This window comes from Myxacorys almedinensis A (genome assembly GCF_010091945.1).
In the GTDB taxonomy this organism is placed as follows: Bacteria; Cyanobacteriota; Cyanobacteriia; order Leptolyngbyales; family Leptolyngbyaceae; genus Myxacorys; species Myxacorys almedinensis.
Genome location: NZ_WVIE01000021.1, coordinates 55604 through 77048, shown reverse-complemented (window position 1 = coordinate 77048; position 21445 = coordinate 55604). Strand labels below are relative to the sequence as shown.

Sequence of the window (21445 nt, the reverse complement as noted above, 5' to 3'; positions counted from 1 at the left end):
TACTGCCATCAGCCCAAGCAGCCCTCCATCGCGCTTGACCTCAATCTGCTGCTTCCGGCTTAACCCGAACTCAGGTTCGGTTAAATTAGGCTAACTTGGGCTAACAATGGGGATATCAGGCTAGGTCTATCAAGATGGGTATATCGGTTGATTCCCTTCAGATTTAGCGTTATTTCTGACAATATCTACTAGGCAGAAATCTACTAGGGAGAAAGGATTGAAGGCTATGCCATTGTCGCTATCAGATCTCAGGGAAAATCTAGACGGTTTAGGATATTACTTAGGGCCACGGGGTATCGATGGGCTTGGCAATCACTTTAATGCGTGCGATCGCGATGTCTTAGGCAATATCAATTGTGCGACAACAGCGCTCCGAGGCTTGCCCTATGTCGAGACCTACACTCAAGCGGCGATCGCAATGTTTCAGCAAGACTCTGGTCTGCCAGCTAATGGGCAAGATGGGGTAGATCTGCGATCGCGGGTCGAAACAACGGTCAGAATTTTGCAAAACAACCTCAAAATCGTCACCGGGCTATCGCTACCGCTCACCGGTCACTATCGCCGAGAAACCTACAACCTGATCAAGGTCTATCAGCGCAATCGCGGATTTCTCGTAACAGGTATTGCTGCGATCGCAGTTCGGCGTCAGCTAGATGCAGATGCACGAGGCATTCAAACCCCGTCGCCCAACCCAACACCAACGCCGCTCCCTTCAGAATTGGAGACGTTAAGAAAATTTAGAGACGATCTCAGCCAAATTAAGGGGCAGCTATTTCGGAGAGAAATTACAGAAAGCGAATTTAATCGGCGAGCTTATGATTTAATTCCGTAAAAATAAGAATTGCTCTGCGTTCTACCTCAGGGGCAAAATGCAGAGCAATTCAACCTCGCGAATTCAAAATTACCGCGTTTCTAGCGTAGAGGTAAGACGTTCGATCGCGCCGGTCAGTCGTTCTTGAGACAGCACAACCGGGTTAGCGGGTGCTGCCGCCTCGTCCATCGCTTCCCTACGAGAAAATCTCCGCTTCGCTTTTTCAAGCGCTCGGATCAAGATAAAAATAACAAAGGCAATCACAATAAAGTTGATGACTGCCGCCAGAAAGAGACCGATTCTAATCCCGTTACCAACAATAAAGTTCTCCAATCGATCAACTCCTGCGGCTTGCATCGCAGGACCAATTATCGCTGGCGTAATCACATCCGTCACTAAAGATTCAACAATCCGACCAAACGCAGCCCCAATGACAACAGCAACGGCTAAATCAACCACATTGCCTTGCATCAGAAACTTTTTAAAGTCTGCCCACAACCCACCATTTGTCATAAGACAATCTCTTCCTCAACTTTCACCTAAACAACCAATAATGCAGCGTTTTACAAGTAGATAAACCACGCACAAACTGTAGAATAAGCATCAGCTTATATCCAAAGATATAAGTTATTAAACATACGTAAAATGCTTCACTTATCTAAAAACAGCTATACGCCTTATTCTATTTCCGAGCATTATATTTTGCGAATCGTTCTGGTTTTCTTAAGATTGGTGAACTCTATACCGCCTATTTGCTCTTCTACCCAAATCCTTTCAACAGATGAGTCAGCCAACACAAATAAAAGCGGCAGAGAGTATACTACTCCCTACCACTTCGAGGTTCAAATTGTTTGAAGTGCTACTCGGCGGCTTGCGGTAATAGCTCTCGCTGCTGACCTTGCAGCACTTTCACCTGTCCGCTCTCATCCACATCTACAACAGCCGTATCGCCATTTTTGATGCGCGCCGAGAGAATCTCTTCAGCCAAAGAATCTTCAAGCAGCCGCATGATGGCACGACGTAGAGGACGCGCTCCATAGCTTGGGTTATAGCCCTCTTCCACCAATCGATCCTTAAACTTCTCGGTGACTTCGAGCGTAATACCTTGCTCCTGCAAGCGCTTGAAGACATCATTGAGCATGATGACAGCAATCTCTTTGACTTCCTCCTTGTTAAGCTGACGGAAGACAATGATTTCATCGAGACGGTTGAGAAACTCAGGACGGAAGTAATTCTTCAATTCCTCGTTCACTAGCGATCGAATACGGTTGTATTGAGAGTCAACCTCTCCTTCGCCAGAGAACTCAAAGCCCAAACCGCCGCCACCCTTCTCAATCACCTTAGAACCAATGTTCGAGGTCATGATCAGCAGCGTGTTCTTGAAATCTACTGTGCGCCCCTTGGCATCGGTCAGGCGACCATCTTCCAAAATTTGCAGCAGCATATTAAACACATCGGGGTGTGCTTTCTCAATTTCATCGAACAGCACAACCGTGTAAGGACGCCGACGAACCGCTTCCGTTAGTTGACCCCCTTCGTTATATCCGACATATCCTGGAGGCGAGCCGATCAGTTTAGAAACGGTGTGGCGCTCCATAAACTCGGACATGTCTAGGCGGATCATCGCCTCTTCGGAGCCAAAGAAATAGGCGGCTAATGCCTTCGTCAACTCAGTTTTACCGACCCCGGTTGGTCCGGAAAAGATAAAGCTAGCGATCGGGCGGTTAGGATTTTTCAACCCGACACGGGCGCGACGGATGGCACGAGACACCGCTTTCACCGCTTCATCCTGACCGATCAGGCGGGTGTGCAGTGTGTCTTCCATGTGTAACAGTTTCTCAGACTCGGATTCGGTGAGTTTATTCACCGGAACGCCTGTCCAAGAAGCGACGATTTGGGCGATGTCTTCCTCGGTTACAACAGGCTGTGCGTCTTCGCCTGTAGATTCGGTCTTGCGGCTTTGGGCGATCGACCGAATTTCGGTTTTAATCTCCATTTCGCGATCGCGCAGTTCGCCCGCTTTATCGAAGTTCTGCGATCGCACCGCATCGTCTTTGTCCTTCAAGACCTGGCGCAATTCGCGGTCAAGCTCTTTGGCAGCAGGAGGCAACTGCGAGTTGATCAACCGAACGCGAGACCCCGCTTCGTCGATTAAATCGATTGCCTTGTCGGGCAAGAAGCGATCGGAAATGTAGCGATCGGACAGCTTAGCGGCGGCTTCCACGGCTTCGTCAGAGATCTTCAATTTATGGTGCTGCTCATAACGCTCTCGCAGCCCCCGCAGAATTTCGATCGTCTCATCGACCGAGGGTTCACCCACCATCACAGGCTGGAATCGGCGCTCTAGAGCAGCATCTCGCTCAATGTGCTTGCGATACTCATCTAGGGTCGTCGCACCGATACACTGCAACTCACCCCGTGCCAGGGCTGGCTTGAGAATGTTTGCCGCATCGATTGCCCCTTCGGCAGCCCCGGCACCGATCAAGGTATGAACCTCGTCGATCACCAAAATGACGTTCCCGGCAGAGCGGATCTCGTCCATGATTTTCTTTAGCCGCTCTTCAAACTCACCCCGGTATTTGGTTCCGGCTACAAGCAGACCAATATCGAGGGTGACAACGCGCTTATCTTCCAAAATGTCTGGAATGTCGTCGTTGGCAATGCGCTGAGCCAGACCTTCTGCGATCGCAGTCTTACCCACACCAGGCTCACCAATCAGCACTGGGTTGTTTTTCGTCCGACGACCGAGGATCTGAATCACTCGTTCAATTTCTTTCTGGCGACCCACCACCGGATCAAGCTTGCCTTCGGTAGCAAGTTGAGTCAAATTCGAGCCAAACTCATCTAGGGTAGGAGTCTTGGTGCGCCCCTGGCTTCCACCAGACGTAACCTCAGCCGTTTCGCCCAACATGCGAATCACTTGAGTCCGCACCTTCGACAGGTCAACCCCAAGATTTTCCAGCACTCTGGCGGCAACCCCTTCTCCCTCCCGAATTAGCCCCAAAAGCAGGTGTTCGGTGCCGATGTAGTTGTGTCCCAACTGACGGGCTTCCTCCAGGGAGAGTTCTAAGACGCGCTTTGCCCGTGGCGTAAACGGAATTTCCACAGCCACAAAGCCCGACCCTCGACCGATGATTTTTTCTACCTCGATCCGAGCGTCTTTGAGGTTGACGCCCATCGATTTAAGGACTTTGGCGGCGACGCCGGTTCCTTCCCCGATTAGACCCAAGAGGATCTGTTCTGTACCTACAAAGTTATGACCCAAGCGGCGTGCTTCCTCTTGGGCTAACATAATGACCTTGATGGCTTTTTCTGTGAAGCGTTCAAACATGGCGTTTTTCCATTTACCTGCTGCGTGCCGGTAGGGTGATTCTAACACAGACAAACTGTCCGGTCGTCATGATTGCAGCGACCGGTAGAATAGCGATAACCGAACTCTCCCGTTCGGCTGAAGCAATAGGGAAGGAAAATCTCTAGCCAAGGGCAGATTGTCAGCGGAAGCTTAGGAACAAGTCAAGGTAGATGTTTGTACTATCGAGACTGGTAACAGGAGGTGGAGTGCCCAATCTTGCCAGACGAGGCGATGCTGGGTTTCCGCCCATTGAGCAGCGAGAAGGGCGGAAAACTGAGGGGTTTGCAGCCCGCCGCGCCACAAAATTAGTGCATCTTCGCCCGTATCTGTGTAGTAAGCTTTCCGTCGCCCCGCCCCTTGAAATTCAAATTTTTGATATAGCGCTAGGGCAGATTGATTAGAAATTCTGACCTCTAGGGTGGCGCGTGCCATCTGGCGGTGTCGGGCGCGATCGAGGAGGGCGCAGAGCATTAGGTGTCCCAGTCCGCGTCGCTGGTAGCTAGGATGAACGCCCAAGATTGTGATGTGGGCTTCGTCGAGGATCGCCCAGGAGCAGCCAAGCCCGATTAGGCATGCAGTGGCAGCAGATGGGGTAACAGATGGGGCGGATGGGTGGATGGATGGAAGATTTGACTTTGGGGAGGTAGCTTGGCTCTCATCTGCATTCGTTAGCTCCGTCTCATCGGCAGGGGGCGCTAGAACGATCGCGAGTAAATCGCTGTTTGGGCTGTCTAATTCTTTTTGGTAGCCGTCTAACGTCCACAACCCACCGAAGCAAAGTTGATCTAACTCAAGGGCAGAAGGGAGCAGAGCGGCATCGAGAGGCTGTAGGGTAATCGAGGTCGTCACGCAACGTAAATTCAACTCCGCATCGACAGCCCTCAATTGTACACTGGGTAGACAGGGCTTAAATAGGTTAAGTCAGCACTCCCGCCAGCGATTGAGGACACCAAGAAGAATGTTATCGACTCAAGCTTTAGAGGCACAAAACACTGGTCGCCAATACTTGACAGAGAAAACCGCAGATCGATCTCCGAATCAGGGATTGCTGCCTTTAACAGCAACCGTTAGCGATCGCGACCATCTCGAAGTCGGAGGTTGCGATGTTACGGACTTAGTAAACAAGTTTGGTTCGCCGCTCTATATTTTGGATGAAGAATCGCTAAGAATCGCATGTCGTCAGTATCGCGATGCCTTCAAACGCTACTATCCAGGTGAAGCTCAGGTGCTGTATGCCTCGAAAGCTTGGAATTGTTTAGCAGTTTGCGCGATCGCAACCCAAGAAGGGTTAGGAATTGATGTAGCGACGGGTGGCGAACTGTTTACAGCGTTGAAAGCGGGCGCGAATCCCAGCAAAATTTACTTACACGGCAATAATAAGTCTCTATCAGAACTGAAATTAGCCGTTGAAGCGGGATGCACCGTTGTGGTCGATAACCGTTTCGAGATTGAAACCTTGGCAAGCTTGAAAACCGATTTGCCGATCCGCATCATGATGCGAATTACGCCAGGATTGGACTGCCACACTCACGAATATATTCGGACTGGACATATTGACAGCAAATTTGGCTTCGACCCCAATCAAGTTGAGGATGGCTTCAACTTCATCAGTCAGTATCCATCGTTGTCACTGGTTGGCTTGCACGCACATATTGGCTCTCAGATTTTTGAACTGCAAGCCCATCAGGATTTAGGTGGGGTGATGGTGCAGTGGCTTAATAAAGCGGCACAGTATGGAGTGGCGATCGCAGAAATTAACGTCGGCGGCGGCTTAGGAATTCGCTATAACGAAGGCGACGATCCACCTAGCATCGACGAATGGGTGAAAACCGTATGTGATGGACTCCTTCAAGCGTGTCAAGCCGCTAATATTCCTTTGCCTAAAGTTCTAGCAGAACCAGGACGTTCTCTGATCGGCTCTGCTTGCGTGACCGCCTACACAGTCGGTAGCAAGAAGACGATTCCGGGCATTCGCACCTATCTCAGTGTCGATGGCGGCATGTCCGATAATCCTCGTCCGATTACGTATCAGTCGGTTTGTCGGGCGATCGTTGCCAACCGCATGTCTGACCCACTGACCGAAACCGTAACGATCGCCGGAAAACACTGCGAATCGGGCGACATCTTGATCAAAGACGCAAAACTCCCTTCCACTCAACCCGGAGATACTCTCGTCGTCATGGCAACCGGAGCTTACAATTACAGCATGTCTTCTAATTACAATCGGTTGGCTCGTCCGGCTGCTATTTTGGTGGGCAACGGCACCGCAGATCTGATCTTGCAGCGGGAAACCTACGAAGATCTGATTCGCTACGATCGCCTTCCTGCTCACCTGAAATAAAGATGAAAGATGAACTGAAGACCAACGGGTAGGTCTGCAAAACCCAGCCCCTACGGATTTATCTTCTTATCTTTCATCCTTACTCACTGCTCCTGACAGGATACAGTCCTTGTTAGCTCTCACTCTCGAACCACTCCAGTTTCTGTTTAACCTGGAAAATCTTCGATTTTTGCTTGATGTTGGGTTGGTGCTAGCACTGACCTACATGATGCTGATCATTATCGGAGAGCGTCGCACCCTCTGGATGGTGAGGGGGTTTATTGTCTTAATGCTAGCGGCGGCAATTAGTCGCCGTCTCGATCTGGTGCTCCTGAGCTTTGTCCTCAACAACTTGGTGGTGGGGGCTGCCGTTGCGATGGCATTTATCTTGCAATCAGAGTTTCGGCGTTTTTTAGAACAGTTGGGGCGAGGAGAAATTATCCAATTGTTTCAGCCGTCGCGGCGCAGTTTGCCCGGTTCAGACAGCGTAACGGATCAGATTGTGGATGCCATCAAAGAGCTATCCCAAAACCGTACTGGGGCACTGTTGATTTTGGAAACAGGTAGCCCGATCGATGAGCGCGATTTTTCGGTTCCGGGCGTCAAGTTAAATGCGGAGCTTTCCAAAGAATTGCTGCAAACCATTTTTCAAACGACGACGCTGCTGCACGATGGAGCCGTCTTGATTCGCGGCTCCCGCATTGTGGCGGCAGGCGTGATTTTGCCGTTGTCTGAGAAGACTGCCTCCCGTCAACTGGGCACCCGCCACCGCGCCGCCATGGGTATGACTGACCGAGTGGAAAACTGTATCTGTATTGTTGTGTCTGAGGAAACAGGGTCAATTTCACTAGCAGAACGGGGGCTGCTAAATCGACCCCTCACTAGCAGTAAATTAAAAGAGCTACTAGAAGCGAAATTCTCGTTTTCGGGCGATCGTGAACCCGTTGCACCAAATTTGAGGACGTTAATTCGCCGCTTGGTCAGCAAAGGATTATCCTTATTCTCACGCCTCTTTCAAAAACCCTCTCTACGTCATCCGCCAGAGCTTAACAAAACCAAACGCAAGCTCAATGATGGGCGAAAACCTGGCGATTCTTAAGTTCTGCAAAACCCCTTTCTGTCTAAGCTAAGGTTCAATTATCGATCCTGTTGCTTGACTACTCACCCTCGGTTGCTCGAAGAACATGACTGCGAAGCCCTCGATTTTACAAGAATTGCCGACCGATTTGCATCGCGATCGCTTACCCAAACATGTGGCTGTCATTATGGATGGCAACGGGCGCTGGGCAAAGCGGCAGGGTCTTCCGCGCATTATGGGGCATCGGCGCGGCGTAGATACCCTCAAAGATCTGCTGCGCTGCTGTCGAGATTGGGGAGTGCAGGCGCTCACCGCCTATGCTTTTTCGACCGAAAATTGGGGCAGACCCCTCGAAGAAGTTGATTTTTTGATGACGCTGTTTGAGCGGGTGTTGCGCCAAGAGTTGCGGGAAATGAAGGAAGAAAATGTCCGCATTCGATTTGTGGGTAACTTGGATGCCTTGCCCACCAGCTTGCAGGCAGAGATTGAGCGATCGATGCTGGAAACGAAAGACAATCAGGGCATCACGTTTTCAGTCGCGACAAATTATGGGGGACGGCAAGAAATTGTGCGGGCATGCCGCGCGATCGCCTCTCAAGTTCAACAAGGCTTACTTCACCCAGACAACATTGATGAAAGCCTGTTTGAGCGCCATCTTCACACTGCCGGAGTCTGCGACCCAGATTTATTGATTCGCACCAGTGGCGAGATGCGCCTCAGCAATTTTCTGTTGTGGCAAGCTGCCTACGCCGAACTGTATGTCACCGACACCCTGTGGCCTGATTTCGATCGACACGAGTTTCATCAGGCCCTAGCGTCTTACCAAGCCCGTGAACGGCGCTTTGGCAAAGTCGGCAACGTTTAAATTCAGTAGCGTTGAGAGCGAGCAGCGTTTGAAACCAGACTTTTGAGGGTCTAAGGTCCGGCAAATACCGCATCTTCAATATCTTGGCGAGAGAGCGAATACTTGAACGATCGCTGCAAATCTCGCCCTTCAACATTGAAATATCTCACTGTCAACTGATCGGCTTCTAAACACAGTTCGGCTTGCCAGCGTGGGCGTTCGATCATCCAACAATGGAGTTCGTCTGAATTTTGCTGACAGCCTTGCTCGAAGAGCCAAGACTCAATCTGCGGCAGGGGATGATTGTAAAGCGGCGTATCTGGGGAAGGAAGAGACATGAACGGTGAAGCGCTAGGGTTGGCGGGACAAACTATCAGCTTCAATTATGGCACTTGGCTCAGCGTTAGATTCGGCAACGGCTTGGGGTTCGGGGGGTACGATTTTTGGAGTAGCCTGTAGAGTGTTTTCTGCGCCCATGTCAACCGTCTCACCCGACGATTTGACGTGAGGACTCGGTTCTAGCGCCTTGTCTAGCCCCTTGGTGGATTGAGAAACGGGGGCGAGGAGGGGGGCTTCGGTTCCTTCCAAATTGCGCTCTACAGCGATCGCATCAGCAGTTTGCATCTCGTTTAACACTTCTTGAATCACCGGATCGTGGGCAATGATCGGCTTAAACGCCTCTTCACCCCTCGTCAAGCCGATTGTGACTGCCAGCACTAGACAGGCCAGAAACGTTAGACCCAAAATAAATAGGGCAAAGAGTTCTCCGGCAGAAAGCGGGCGATCGGTTGGGTCTAAATATGCCGATGACGAAGACTGAGGTTTGTTGAGGGTAGGCAAGGGCTGAGAGACGATCGTGCGAGAATAGCCGATCTTTTGGTCGTAAGCCGTTCGGCGCTCAAGATTGCTCAGCGTTGCGTAGGCTTCGTTGATCCGTTGGAATTTCTCGGTGGCGATCGCGCTGGGCAGTGCCGTTGTATCCGGGTGATAGAGCTTGCTCAACTCTCGGTAGGTTTGCCGAATATCGCGCACGGATGCCGAAGGATGTAACCCCAACAGTTTGTAGTAGTCAGAACCCGTTACCTGTTGATAGGGCGATCGATTGCCGCTTCTGCCAGAGTTTGCCTGATCCTGAGTCACGTCAGTCCTTTCCTCGTCAGCTTTTCAATTATTGTAATCGCACAAAGAGAGTGCACGATCGGCGGCGCAAGGGCAAGCTCGAAAAAGTAGCTCGTCACCACCAAGCCTAAAACTTAAATTTAAAAATTGCTTCCAACGTTAACCTGTCGATTACCTTATCTTGAGGTCTAGCTTCTAAAGTATTGGTTGGAACCCGATTACGGAAGGTTTTCCATGATCCAATCCTTTACATCCAGTCTGAGCAGCCCTGCCGATCTTCGTCAATTACTTGAGCAGCTTTATCGAGAGCGAAGCCTACAGCCCTTTCGCAGTGGTCAACCCATCCAAATGCGTGCCGATGAGGTGTGGATCGTCTGCCGAGGCATTGTGTCACTCAACACGCTCTACCCAACTGGAGACGAGGCATTGCTGGGAGTCGTCACCGCATCAATGCCCTTTGGGTTGCCGTTAACCGGGATTTCTCCCTACCATGCGATCGCGCTGACAGACGCAGATCTCATGGGTTTTACCTTGACCGAGATTGAAAAGTCTCCTGCTCTGAGCCAAGGCATTTTTCCCCATCTCGCCCGGCGACTTCAGCAAACCGAAGCCTTTCTTGCCCTAGCAGGGTATCGCCGCGTTGAAGAACGCCTCAAGCAATTCCTGCTGCTGCTTCAGCATGAAGTGGGGCAACCGGGGGCAGAAGGCGTGCGGCTCAATGTGCGGCTCACTCACCAGCAAATTGCCAACGCGATCGGCACAACCCGCGTGACCGTCACCCGCTTGCTGGGTCAACTGCGACAAGAAGGCTGGATCACAGTGGGAGCAAACCGCCAGATCATTTTGCACAATCAAACGATGACCGTCCATACCACGAACGCCCAAACGATGACCGTCCATACCGCGAACGTCGCTAATAGCCTGTGATGTGGGTTTTTGGCAAAGACGACACTTGAGTTGTTACCTGAGAAGCAACCTTTGCCGGAGAGCTAGGCTGCAAAACGACCGCTTCGATCGGCACAACTCCGCGATCGTGGCTGCTGATGCACCGCGCGGCTCGGTTGGAGAGATCGATCACCCGTTCACCTTCATCGAAATAGGGACCACGATCGTTGATCCGCACGACGACGCTTTTACCGTTCAGTAGATTGGTGACCTTCAGGTAGGTGCCAAACGGTAGAGAGCGATGCGCCGCTGTGAGCGCATTTTGATCAAAAATTTCTCCGGTGGCAGTTTGTCGCCCATGAAAATAAAATCCGTACCAGGAGGCTTTTCCATCAATGCTGGTGTCGGTGGCATCAAGTTGGTGCATCTGCACTTGCGCGGTGGCTAACGGCACAGGGGGATGCCCCAGAGAGATCCGCAGGTTGTTGATCCACTCAATGGCAATTAACTCTGCCGGACGACCGAGCCGAGCCGCAAGCTCAGCACTGATCGTAAATAAAGTGCGATCGCCAAATTTGCCGACTGCTCTCCCCTCGATCAGCGCAGGCTGAAGATCAGCAGGATTCACACCTGTCTCATTGGCTAAGGGAATCAATGCCGCTGCGATCGCATCTGCCGTTTGGCGATCGGGTAGGCTTGCCACCCAACAATCTTGCACCCAAATTTGAAAGCCCCCCATTGCGGAATGCTCTGAAGGGCTGCTAGAAGGGTGATTGTACGACGTGGCGCATTTTAGTAAACCCTGAGTTTCTACCCATTTAGAATGAGGACTCAACGCCGTACCGTCATTCCCAACCTCAACTACCAACACAGAGGAACGCTCACCGTCTGGCTCAGTGGCGAGACTAGGCAGCCCTAGGAGGAAGCTTTCCGCCATTTCTAACCAAGCCTCCATCGAGCGGTCAGAGGGTTGACTCTGAGCAGCCTCCATCGATTTAGGAGACGTTGAAGCCGCAGAGGGTGTTGGGCGAGGCGGGGAGACGGCGCGAACTTCTGGCTCAAACGCCGCATTCAGCAACAGATCCTCGACCGTTTCAAGCCAGCTTTCTGGCTCAGCAAACGATGAATTCGTTGCCTGGCGGGAAGGACGCTCAGCAGCAGCAAAACCAAACCGAACCGAATTTGAAACAGACCCTAGAACAGTCTGAATAGAAAATGAAGATTTAGAAGATGGGACATCTTGAGGTGCAACCGTGGCGCTATGGGATGAGTGGCTAGAAAGCGCGATAGACAGATATCGGGGCGCTTCTAGCAGCTTTCCACCTAACGAAGAAATGCCACCAAACCAGGAGGCTACCCAAACAAGTCCAAGTATCAACATGACGCAGCTACAAAAATTGTAAAGAGGAATACAGTTTTTCCAGAACTTATTATAAAATTCTTATGAAGCAAAAAGATCTACCTCTAGAAAGTAAATATTTTTCACGAAAAATGATTGATCCCCGTTTTCTTCGTCCAAGAGCAACAACTGGGGAGCCGCGATCGCAGTCGATCAGAAACAATTCTTTACACAATTAGCGACACAATTAGCGTCATGGGTTTACTTTTCGACATCGTGGATGTTTTTGCCGAGCACCAGTACACCGGCAAATCATCGTCGAACTCCCATTGATTTAGATTTATTCTGCCTCCATAACGATCAAACGGAGGGGATCTAAGCAAACATGCCACGGCAACGGACGATCTTTGATCATCATCCATTTTTCCTTAAACACCTCTGCTTGCACATGATAATCTTGGGCACTCGTCGGAACTGCGTTGAACTTTAGAAACACCGTCATGCGGTGGGGCGTTTCACTCGTGGCTACTAGCCAGCAGAGAAACGTATTATCTTGATTGGCGTGGGTTGTGATGATGATTTGATGGGCACGAATGCCCACATAGGCAACGCGATCGCTCACGGGTTCCATCACATGTAGGCAAATTCCCCAATCGAGCGCCCGGACGGCATGAGTGGCAGTTGTGGTTTGCGCGGCGGCAATTGTCACTGCCTGGGAAAAATTTTTGCATCCCGTCAACTGAGCAACCGTAAAAGTAGCAGGACGCTCGAAAATTGCTTGTTTTGTGCCCTGCGCGATCGCGCGTCCGCGATCGATCACCATCAGTTTGGGACACACGCGGTAGGCTTCTTCGAGGTGGTGGGTCACAAACAGCGTCACCCCCTGATAATCTGCAAGACGCGCAACCATCTGCTGTTCTAATTGGCTGCGTAAATGGCTATCAAGCGCTGAAAAGGGTTCATCCAATAACAGCGCTTCGGGCTGGCTGGCTAGCGCTCTGGCAACCGCGACTCGTTGCTGCTGCCCGCCAGAGAGGTGATGCGGATGGCGATGCTCTAACCCTTGCAACTGCATCTGGGCAATCTGCGCGTGAACGCGGCGATCGCGCTCCGGTTTGGGCAAATTGTTCATGCCAAACGCAATATTTTGAGCAACGGTGAGGTGCGGAAACAGCGCATAATTCTGAAACACGATGCCAACCTTGCGATCGCAGCTTGGCACGTTAATTCCTTGAGTGGCATCAAACAGGGTTTTGCCGTTTAGCCGAATCACACCGCGATCGGGGGTTTCTAGTCCTGCGATACAGCGCAAAAGCATGGTTTTTCCCGATCCAGATGCCCCAAGAACACCTAAAGCATCTTGCTGCAACGAAAACGAGAGATCTAAGGGAAAGTTTGCGAGTTGCTTGTAAATATTTATACAGAGTTCTGTCTCTGGTGCATCAGCAGGCAAAGACGTTAAATCCCGTGGTCTTGGGCGACTCCATTGTCTTGGGCGACTCCATTGTCTTGGGCGACCAAATGCCGTGACTGCCTGCGATGAAGGATGCCGTGTCTGATCTGCCCAGGCGTTGGCAAGCCAAATCACCGTTAGGGAAATGGCTAGCATGATCATCACCCACATTAATGCCTGCTCAAACTCTCCTGCTTCTGCGGCAAAAAAGATTGCAATTGGCAGCGTCTGCGTTTGACCAGGAATATTACCCGCTAGCATTAGCGTTGCCCCAAATTCTCCCAAGGCGCGAGCAAACGACAAAATCGTAGCAGCCACAATCCCTCGGTAGGAAAGCGGCAACATAATCTGCCAAAATACGCGCCATTCCGAGGCTCCCAAGGTGCGCCCTGCTCGAAGCAAATTAGGATCGATTTGTTCAAAAGCTGCCAGCGATGTGCGATACATGATTGGAAATGCAACCACTATGGCTGTCAAAATTGCTGCATACCAGGTGAACAAAATAGTAATGCTAAATCGATCAAGAAGTTTACCAACAGGACTATTTCGACCAAATACCAGCAGCAATAGAAAACCAACAACCGTTGGGGGCAATACTAACGGAGAAATGAATACACCATCGATCAGACCTTTAAACCAATAACGAGAATTGAGCATCCAGCGGGCGGCAGCAATTCCCAAAAAAAAGGTGATAGCTGTTGCGATCGCAGAGGTTTTTAGAGAAATCCACAAGGGAGAAAAATCAACGTACATCCATCATTCACCCGTTATTACTCACCCGTATTATTTACTCGTTGAGAAACCAAGGGTCGTGAAGCCATATTTGCTAAAGATACGTTTCGCAGGCTCACTAAACACAAAGGCTTGAAAATTGGGTGCGGCGGCGTTTTTGCTTTGCTTCAATAAGGCGATCGGGTAAACAATTTTAGAGTGAGACTCAGTGGGAGCGATCGCCACAATGGTGACCTGCTGAGATGAAGTGGCATCGGTTAAATAAACAAGACCTGCATCGACATTTCCCGTTTCAACATAGGTCAACACTTGACGAACATCTTTAGCGTAAATCAGTTTCGGCAGGAGTTGGCGGGCAATGTTGTAATGCTGAAGCACCTCTGCTGCATACTGTCCGGCAGGAACGCTTCCAGGTTCGCCTAAGGCAATTCGTGTAATCTCTGGGCGAGTGAGATCCGCGATCGCAGAAATGGAACTCGTCCGATCAGGCTTTGGAATAATCACAACCAGCCGATTGGTCAGCAACGCTTTTCGAGTATTGGGTTGAAGGAGATGTTGGTTTTGCAACGCATCCATTTGCTTTGAGCCAGCAGAAAGATAGACATCCACAGGTGCGCCCTGTTCGATCTGCTGCTGTAACGACCCTGATGAACCAAAGTTATACGTCACGTTTACAGCGCGATCGCGCTCATAAAGCTGCCCAATTTCTTGCAGAGGTTCTCGTAAACTGATCGCGGCTGAAACCGTTAGTGTTGCTGGCTGGCTGTTTGTCACCCAAGGGGAAGCCTCTTGTTTTGTGCAACCTGAGAGAAAGATTGCCAACAGTGCCGTGAGCAAGGTAGCAACTAAGCTTGTATCAATTTTTACGTTCATCTCCCAATGCCGCTCCGGTTTAAACCTGTACTTGAAGTCTAATCTCTAACCAAAATCCTCTACGAAAGCACGCTACCCTAGAGATCAGCCATGTAAGACAAGTAAACGCAATGACACCGATTGAAGAAGTGTTCACAGAGCTTGATTGGGACAATCCGGATGTGGCGCGCGCGAAGCGAGATGAACGGATCGAAGAACTGCAAGCCACCGGATTAGTGTGTACTGCCGAAGATCTTTACCGCATTAACGATGGGCGACGAGTGTTTATGCTGACTGCATCGCGCCCCGATCCAATCAGTGATTCATCGGATGATTCGGATACATCGAGTCGCGGGTCGTATCGGACTCGTCCTCAACGTCGAACCGATTCTCAACCGCGTCGCCGTGACCTATCAGAGCAAGGGAGAACAAATCGCCCACCCACCTATGAAACGCGATAGCCTTGAGCAGAGTGCCATAGCTAACGGGTGAGCCTGATTGGATGGGGGCTGCACGGGCTTAGACAGGTGAACGGAGATATAAATTCCAAACCGCCCTCACCCTAACCCTCTCCCCGTGGGAGAGGGAACCAGATTCTCTTTTCCTTGGGGAGAAGGGCTGGGGAGGTCTTCGACCCGCTTCGCGAGGAGGGAAATCATACTTGCATTTAGCAACGCCCACTGGTTTAGACAGGTGAACTGAGAACTGGGTTGAAAAGAAGGGAAATCGTGATCGATGATGGGAGAATGGTTGATCTCTTGCTCATCACATCTTTGGGGTTTCTAGGCAGTTTTGGACACTGCTTAGGAATGTGCGGTCCTTTAACGGCAGCCTTTTCGCTATCGCGACGATCGCTGCCGCCAAACTCGCAGAACTCTCAAACCCAGCAGCAGTTCGCGCAGAGTACCCCTTCGATCACCTCTCATCTCGCGTTTAACCTGCTGCTCAATCTAGGGCGAGTGCTGAGTTATGCCCTGGTTGGAGCCGCGATCGGAGCGTTGGGTTCGGTACTGATTGCAGGGGGGCAACTTGCCGGAATCGACAGCGCCTTGCGTCAGGGAATCACCATTTTTACCGGGTTACTGCTGGTTTGGTTTGGGCTAGCTCAGATTAGTCCGCAGCTTTTGCCCCATATTCCGCTCCTGCATCCGTTTACCCAAGGTCAACTGCACGAGCGGCTCAATCGTTGGATGATGCGGTTTTCCCAGTCCGATCAATGGTGGACTCCTGCCCTGCTTGGCGCAATTTGGGGACTGATGCCTTGCGGCTTTCTGTATGCTGCACAAATTAGAGCGGCTGAGACAGGCAACCCTTATTTAGGGGCGGCAACGATGCTGGCATTTGGCATCGGAACCATGCCGATGATGTTGGGAGTCGGTGTCTCAACTGCATTTTTGAGCCGCGATCGCAGAAGCCAACTCTTTCGCCTTGGGGGCTGGGTAACTTTGACCATCGGTCTTTTGCTGCTGTTAAGAAGTGGTGATATGGTCGATTACACCGGACATGCCGCCCTCTTGGGTCTTATGGTGGCGCTGATTGCCCGTCCGGTTAGCCAAGTGTGGAGTGCTCCGCTTAAATACCGCCGGGTGATTGGGGTTGGGGCGTTTGTCTTGGCGTGGGCCCATGTGGCTCACGGAGTCGATCACACGTTTAATTGGAACCTTCAAGCCCTCTCTTTCTTGCCGTTTAGTCAGCAAATCGGGATGGGGGCAGGGCTTTTGGCACTGGGGCTAATGACGCCTGCCGCCTTGACTAGTTTTGATGCGATCGCGATCAAGCTCGGCAAAACTTGGCGAAAAATTCATCTGCTCAGCATTCCAGCGTTGCTCTTGGCAGCGGCTCATGCGGTGCTAGTAGGTTCTAGCTATCTCAATACCGTTGGAGGGGTGGCTCAGAGGGGGAAAGCTTTGGGCTTGGGACTCGCAGTCTTAGTTGTTTTGTTAATGCGATCGCGCTGGGTATGGTCGCTCTTTTCATTGGAACGTTTATATGTCGCAGCAAGAAAATAACATCAATTCAGATGCGATCGTGGCGCACAACGTCAAAACAGCAGGTAACGTTGCTGCTATATTTCACATTGAGCCAAACCACAATCCCAAAGCTGGAAAACCCTCACAAGCCTGGTTTGCCCTGACAAAGCAAGGCGGGGAAATTCTGCCGTTAGATCACTGCAACTGCACGCTCAAGGTTTACGATCGCCAGCGCAATCTTGTTCTACAACCCTCGCTTCAACCTATCTCCGCAGAACAGTATCAAGGCATCCCAGGGGCAGACCTGGTGTTTCCACATGCCGGAATTTATACCTTAGAGCTAAGCGGCACGCCCAACGCTAGAGACCGTTTTAACGCTTTTACCCTGACCTATGATGTCACCGTTCAAGCTGGAACGGCGGCTCAATTTGCTAGCCCATCGGTTGGGGGTGCGGCTGAGCCACCACGCTCTCCTGAACCAAATTTGCTAGCATCCTGGGGGGTTTCTGGAGCCGCGATCGCGCTACTCTTGGTCGGCGTGTTCTGGTTTATAAAAAGAAAGTAGAAAAACCCAGCGAATTTCCAACATCAAGGCAAGATAGAACGGATCTAGTCCGGTAAGGTATTCATGATTGATCATGACGTAATTATTGTTGGCGGTGGCTTAGCGGGTTCTCGGGCGGCGCTAGAAATTGCCCGCACCAATCCCAGGTTAAGCGTTGCGATCGTCGCGAAAACTCACCCCATCCGATCGCACTCTGTCGCGGCTCAGGGGGGGATGGCGGCCACGCTCAAAAATGTCGATGAAGCCGATTCGTGGGAAGCCCATGCGTTTGATACAGTCAAGGGTTCAGACTATCTGGCAGATCAAGATGCGGTCGCCATCTTGACCCAAGAAGCCGCCGATGTGGTGATCGACCTTGAACATATGGGTGTCTTATTTTCGCGCTTGCCAGATGGACGCATTGCCCAGCGCGCCTTTGGCGGACATTCTCACAACCGCACCTGCTATGCCGCCGACAAAACCGGACACGCCATTTTGCACGAATTGCTCTGCAACTTGATGAAATACGGCGTCACGGTTTACGAAGAATGGTACGTCATGCGCCTGATTTTAGAGGACGGGCAGGCAAAAGGCGTCGTGCTCTATCGCTTGCTAGATGGTCAGATCGAAGTGGTGCGCGCCAAAGCCGTGATGTTTGCCACCGGAGGCTATGGGCGCGTCTACAACACCACCTCCAACGATTATGCCTCCACGGGAGACGGTCTGGCGATGACGGCAATGGCAGGCTTGCCGCTTGAGGATATGGAGTTTGTGCAGTTCCATCCCACTGGCTTATATCCCGTGGGCGTCCTAATTTCAGAAGCAGTGCGCGGTGAAGGGGCCTATTTGATCAACAGTAACGGCGATCGCTTTATGGCAACCTATGCCCCAAGCCGCATGGAGCTTGCCCCCCGCGACATTACCTCCCGTGCCATCACCTACGAAATCCGGGCGGGACGGGGCGTCAAACCCGATGGCTCAGCAGGGGGCGTGTTTGTCTATCTTGACTTGCGACACATGGGCAAAGAAAAGATCATGAGTCGCGTTCCCTTTTGCTGGGAAGAAGCTCATCGGTTAGTCGGGGTAGATGCGGTGCATCAGCCAATGCCCGTTCGCCCGACGGTGCACTATTCCATGGGTGGCATTCCGGTGAATACCAATGGACAAGTTAGAAGCGGCACAGATGAATTGGTCGAAGGCTTTTTTGCAGCCGGGGAAACGGCGTGCGTCTCGGTGCATGGCGCAAATCGGTTGGGCAGCAATTCCCTCTTGGAATGCGTGGTCTATGGTCGGCGGACTGGAGCCGCGATCGCACACTATGTCACCCATCGCAAACTCCCCACCCTCAACGCCGATCGCTACGTCAACGACGCTCAAGAACAACTTCAATCTCTGCTCGATCAGCCTGGAGACTACCGGATTCACCAGATCCGCCAAGCCTATCAAGATTGCATGACCGAGCACTGTGGCGTGTTCCGCACCGAAGCAGTCATGCAAGACGGGTTAACTCAACTGCGTCATCTTCAGAAAAAATACGCTCAAATTCGCGTCGATGACAAAGGCAAAATCTGGAATACCGAACTCATCGAGGCGATGGAACTGCGATCGCTCTTCGTGGTCGGAGAAATGATTCTCACCTCTGCACTCAACCGCAAAGAAAGCCGAGGCTCGCACTGCCGCGAAGATTACAAACAACGAGACGATACAACTTTCCTCAAACACACGTTGGCGTATTATTCTGCCGCAGGTATTGATCTAGACTATATGCCCGTCGTCATCAATCAATTTGAACCCCAAGAGCGCAAATACTAACGGCTTTACCTTAATTAAGGATTAAGTCAAAAGTATTAAGTCAAAAGCCTTGACTGACATAGTTTACATGGTGCGAACCCTGATTAGATCGTTGAGCGTTGGCTTGGTGAGCGTCAGGGGCTACAAGTTTTGCATCTTGCCAGAGCGGAAGTTTGACAGTGAACGTTGCCCCTAGCCCTTCACCCGCACTTGTTGCCTCAACCTGACCACCATTCAGTTCAACGAGATGACGCACGATCGCAAGCCCTAATCCCAACCCCCCAAAGGGGCGAGTCATGCTGCTATCTGCCTGACGAAATTGGTCAAACACAATCGGCAACACGTCAGCAGAAATGCCAATCCCGGTATCTACAACCTGAATCTGAACATGTTCAGACAGTTGCGGCAGGAGCGACGGTGGATAAGCTAGCTTTTGGAGGTTGAACGAATCGGAGCCGCAGCGACGTTCGACGCGCACCTCAACGTTGCCGGACTGGGGCGTAAACTTGACCGCATTTGAGAGCAAATTGCCAACCACTTGCTGCAATCGCGCCGGATCGCCCCACACGTTACCCCCTGGGGCATCTAACACTGCCGTTAGCTCAATGCCTTTGGCATCTGCTGCCGGGCGAACCGATTGCAGCGCATTACTCACGATCGCTTCTAAATTCACCATGCCAAACTTGAGGCTGAGCTTGCCCTGAATAATCTTGGAAATATCTAAAATCTCTTCCACCATGCTGGCTTGGGCGGCGGCATTGCGTTCGATGGTTTCGAGGGCGCGATCGCGGGCAGCGGCATCAAAGGAGCGCGATCGCAGCAGGCGTGCCCATCCCAAGACCGCATTGAGCGGCGTCCGCAGTTCATGGGAGAGAATCGCCAAAAACTCGTCTTTCAAGCGGTTAGACGATTCTGCTTCTTGGCGCGCTAGCTGCTCTTGCACCATCTGCACCCGATCAAGTTCGGCTTGTTTACGGGCGGTCACATCTTCTAACGTGCCGACGTAGCCCAGCAGATCTTCGTCTGCCGATAGCATGGGCGCAGAACTAACATGCACCCAGCCGATCGTGCCGTAGGCTAGCTCTACCCGAAACTCATCGGAGTACTCGCCCCCTTCATGCAGATGGCTGCGCCAGTTGGCGATCGCGCGATCGCGATCAATCGGGTAAACCGACTGAAGCCACGACTCGTCGATGCGATCGCCGATCGATAGCTGACAGATCGCCTGACATCGAGGATTGGTGTAAGTGCAGTGCCCTTCTGAATCGGTGACAAAAATTCCGATCGGAGAACAGGTACTCAGCGATCGAAATCGTTCTTCACTTTTCCGCAGTTCTGCATTGACGGCGATCAGTTGAGCAGCCTGGTGCTTTAGGGCTTCGGTCTTCTTGAAAAGCTCAACAAAAACGGCTACTTTAGACAACAAAATCGCTGAATCAACCGGCTTTTGAAGATAATCGACGGCTCCACAAGCGTAGCCCTGAAACATCTTCTGATCGCTGTTGAGGGCGGTTAGAAAAATAATTGGCGTCTGACGAGATTTAGGGCGGTGGCGAATTAATTCGGCGGCTTCAAACCCATCCATATTCGGCATTTGCACGTCCATCAAGATCACTGCAAATTCTTGATAGAGGAGCGATCGCAGGGCTTCTTCTCCCGAAGTGGCTCGAACCAATTTTGCATCTAAACCTCCCAAGAGAGCCTCTAGGGCAAGCAAGTTTTCTGGCTGATCATCAACGAGCAAGATTTTAACGTTTGACTGCAACTCCATGTGCATTTTCATCGGAAACAACAGAACATCTAGTGAGGACGGGAAGTTAACCCAATTATTCTGTACAACCCACTAAAAGAGCACAAGACACGCTAAGCCTTAGCTATTTATGGTAACCCTCCAAAAGAATAAGCCATCTCTAGCTAGAGTAGGAAATGTAGCATTGGCAGTCTCACCTGGTGCAGGGAAAATAACGCCGAAATTAGAGTTCAGCCTTATATGTGACTGTCTTTTACACAAGGTTATGTTTTGATGATATTAAGTCTTCGGTAGCGTCAACTACGGTACCGTTTGACCAGTCTTTGTTCCATTGAAAACTGTGTTGGGCATTAGACTCAGAAATATAATTCTATTTTTGAGAAAAATGCTCCCTATTTGCTATTTATTCATAATCAAAATCAATCATCAAATCGTGAGGCACTTTTGATTCAACGGTCAATAATTTTGCGGCGCGATCGCTGGCGGCTCCTACAAAGACTAACTTGATCGATTGCTTCGGGTCTCCTGCTCCAGACTGTCGATGGGTAGATGGGTGGACGGGTAACATCTCCCGCCACCCTTCCACCCCTTCACTCACCATTGAC

Annotated in this window: 19 protein-coding genes; 9 read left to right on the top strand and 10 right to left on the bottom strand. The window is 51.1% G+C overall.

Going from position 1 to position 21445, the window contains the following annotated elements; translation table 11 throughout:
- Positions 1 to 226: 226 nt before the first annotated feature.
- On the top strand, positions 227 to 832 hold the full coding sequence (locus tag GS601_RS16850; RefSeq protein ID WP_162424449.1) for a peptidoglycan-binding domain-containing protein: 606 nt from the start codon (positions 227 to 229) through the stop codon (positions 830 to 832).
- A gap of 69 nt (positions 833 to 901) precedes the next feature.
- Here GS601_RS16850 and mscL read toward each other — a convergent pair whose 3' ends face one another.
- The 3 genes from mscL to rimI form a co-directional block, all read right to left on the bottom strand.
- A complete protein-coding gene (mscL, locus tag GS601_RS16845; RefSeq protein ID WP_162424448.1) occupies positions 902 to 1324 on the bottom strand; it encodes a large conductance mechanosensitive channel protein MscL in 423 nt (140 codons plus the stop codon).
- Positions 1325 to 1670: 346 nt separating this feature from the next.
- Entirely contained in the window at positions 1671 to 4142 is a 2472-nt protein-coding gene (locus tag GS601_RS16840) for an ATP-dependent Clp protease ATP-binding subunit (RefSeq protein ID WP_162424447.1), read from the bottom strand.
- Between the two features lie 171 nt (positions 4143 to 4313).
- Positions 4314 to 5012 carry a ribosomal protein S18-alanine N-acetyltransferase gene (gene rimI, locus GS601_RS16835; protein WP_338017062.1) on the bottom strand — a complete coding sequence of 233 codons (699 nt, stop codon included), beginning with the start codon at positions 5010 to 5012 and terminating at the stop codon, positions 4314 to 4316.
- Between the two features lie 109 nt (positions 5013 to 5121).
- Between rimI and lysA the strand changes: the two genes are divergently transcribed.
- The 3 genes from lysA to GS601_RS16820 all read left to right on the top strand — a co-directional run bounded on the left by lysA (position 5122) and on the right by GS601_RS16820 (position 8426).
- On the top strand, positions 5122 to 6504 hold the full coding sequence (gene lysA, locus GS601_RS16830) for a diaminopimelate decarboxylase (protein WP_162424446.1): 1383 nt from the start codon (positions 5122 to 5124) through the stop codon (positions 6502 to 6504).
- A gap of 109 nt (positions 6505 to 6613) precedes the next feature.
- Positions 6614 to 7582 (top strand): diadenylate cyclase CdaA, encoded by a 969-nt coding sequence (gene cdaA, locus GS601_RS16825; protein ID WP_162424445.1) that lies wholly within the window; start codon positions 6614 to 6616, stop codon positions 7580 to 7582.
- An 85-nt stretch (positions 7583 to 7667) separates the two neighbouring features.
- Positions 7668 to 8426, top strand: a complete 759-nt coding sequence (locus tag GS601_RS16820; RefSeq protein WP_162424444.1) for an isoprenyl transferase — start codon at positions 7668 to 7670, stop codon at positions 8424 to 8426.
- A 50-nt stretch (positions 8427 to 8476) separates the two neighbouring features.
- On the opposite strand, the gene GS601_RS16815 is transcribed toward GS601_RS16820, so the two are convergent.
- Both GS601_RS16815 and GS601_RS16810 read right to left on the bottom strand, forming a co-directional pair.
- Positions 8477 to 8743, bottom strand: a complete 267-nt coding sequence (locus GS601_RS16815; protein ID WP_162424443.1) for a DUF3143 domain-containing protein — start codon at positions 8741 to 8743, stop codon at positions 8477 to 8479.
- Between the two features lie 13 nt (positions 8744 to 8756).
- A complete protein-coding gene (locus tag GS601_RS16810; protein ID WP_162424442.1) occupies positions 8757 to 9545 on the bottom strand; it encodes a DnaJ domain-containing protein in 789 nt (262 codons plus the stop codon).
- A gap of 213 nt (positions 9546 to 9758) precedes the next feature.
- Here GS601_RS16810 and GS601_RS16805 point away from each other — a divergent pair, with 213 nt between their 5' ends.
- A complete protein-coding gene (locus GS601_RS16805; RefSeq protein ID WP_162424441.1) occupies positions 9759 to 10451 on the top strand; it encodes a Crp/Fnr family transcriptional regulator in 693 nt (230 codons plus the stop codon).
- On the opposite strand, the gene GS601_RS22985 is transcribed toward GS601_RS16805, so the two are convergent.
- The 3 genes from GS601_RS22985 to modA form a co-directional block, all read right to left on the bottom strand.
- Entirely contained in the window at positions 10438 to 11790 is a 1353-nt protein-coding gene (locus GS601_RS22985) for a septal ring lytic transglycosylase RlpA family protein (protein ID WP_238393329.1), read from the bottom strand. The two genes, GS601_RS16805 and GS601_RS22985, sit on opposite strands and share 14 nt — an antisense overlap.
- Before the next feature lie 298 nt (positions 11791 to 12088).
- A complete protein-coding gene (gene modB / locus GS601_RS16795) occupies positions 12089 to 13954 on the bottom strand; it encodes a molybdate ABC transporter permease subunit (RefSeq protein ID WP_162424440.1) in 1866 nt (621 codons plus the stop codon).
- Between the two features lie 30 nt (positions 13955 to 13984).
- The gene (gene modA / locus GS601_RS16790; protein ID WP_162424439.1) at positions 13985 to 14806 is read right to left on the bottom strand and encodes a molybdate ABC transporter substrate-binding protein; all 822 of its coding nucleotides are present in this window, start codon (positions 14804 to 14806) and stop codon (positions 13985 to 13987) included.
- 110 nt (positions 14807 to 14916) lie between these two features.
- On the opposite strand from modA, the gene GS601_RS16785 reads away from it, so the two are divergent.
- The 4 genes from GS601_RS16785 to GS601_RS16770 all read left to right on the top strand — a co-directional run bounded on the left by GS601_RS16785 (position 14917) and on the right by GS601_RS16770 (position 19111).
- Positions 14917 to 15246 (top strand): hypothetical protein, encoded by a 330-nt coding sequence (locus GS601_RS16785; protein ID WP_162424438.1) that lies wholly within the window; start codon positions 14917 to 14919, stop codon positions 15244 to 15246.
- Positions 15247 to 15531: 285 nt separating this feature from the next.
- Entirely contained in the window at positions 15532 to 16794 is a 1263-nt protein-coding gene (locus tag GS601_RS16780; protein WP_162424437.1) for an urease accessory protein UreH domain-containing protein, read from the top strand.
- Complete coding sequence (locus tag GS601_RS16775; protein WP_162424436.1) at positions 16775 to 17320, top strand: hypothetical protein; 546 nt, start codon at positions 16775 to 16777, stop codon at positions 17318 to 17320. Before GS601_RS16780 ends, GS601_RS16775 begins: the two co-directional genes overlap by 20 nt.
- Before the next feature lie 63 nt (positions 17321 to 17383).
- Positions 17384 to 19111: a succinate dehydrogenase/fumarate reductase flavoprotein subunit gene (locus tag GS601_RS16770; RefSeq protein ID WP_162424435.1), complete on the top strand. Its 1728-nt coding sequence runs from the start codon at positions 17384 to 17386 to the stop codon at positions 19109 to 19111.
- Positions 19112 to 19151: 40 nt separating this feature from the next.
- On the opposite strand, the gene GS601_RS16765 is transcribed toward GS601_RS16770, so the two are convergent.
- Together GS601_RS16765 and GS601_RS16760 are read right to left on the bottom strand one after the other, a co-directional pair.
- Positions 19152 to 20873: an ATP-binding protein gene (locus GS601_RS16765; RefSeq protein WP_238393328.1), complete on the bottom strand. Its 1722-nt coding sequence runs from the start codon at positions 20871 to 20873 to the stop codon at positions 19152 to 19154.
- Positions 20874 to 21243: 370 nt separating this feature from the next.
- On the bottom strand, positions 21244 to 21441 hold the full coding sequence (locus tag GS601_RS16760; RefSeq protein WP_162424434.1) for a hypothetical protein: 198 nt from the start codon (positions 21439 to 21441) through the stop codon (positions 21244 to 21246).
- Positions 21442 to 21445 lie beyond the last annotated feature (4 nt).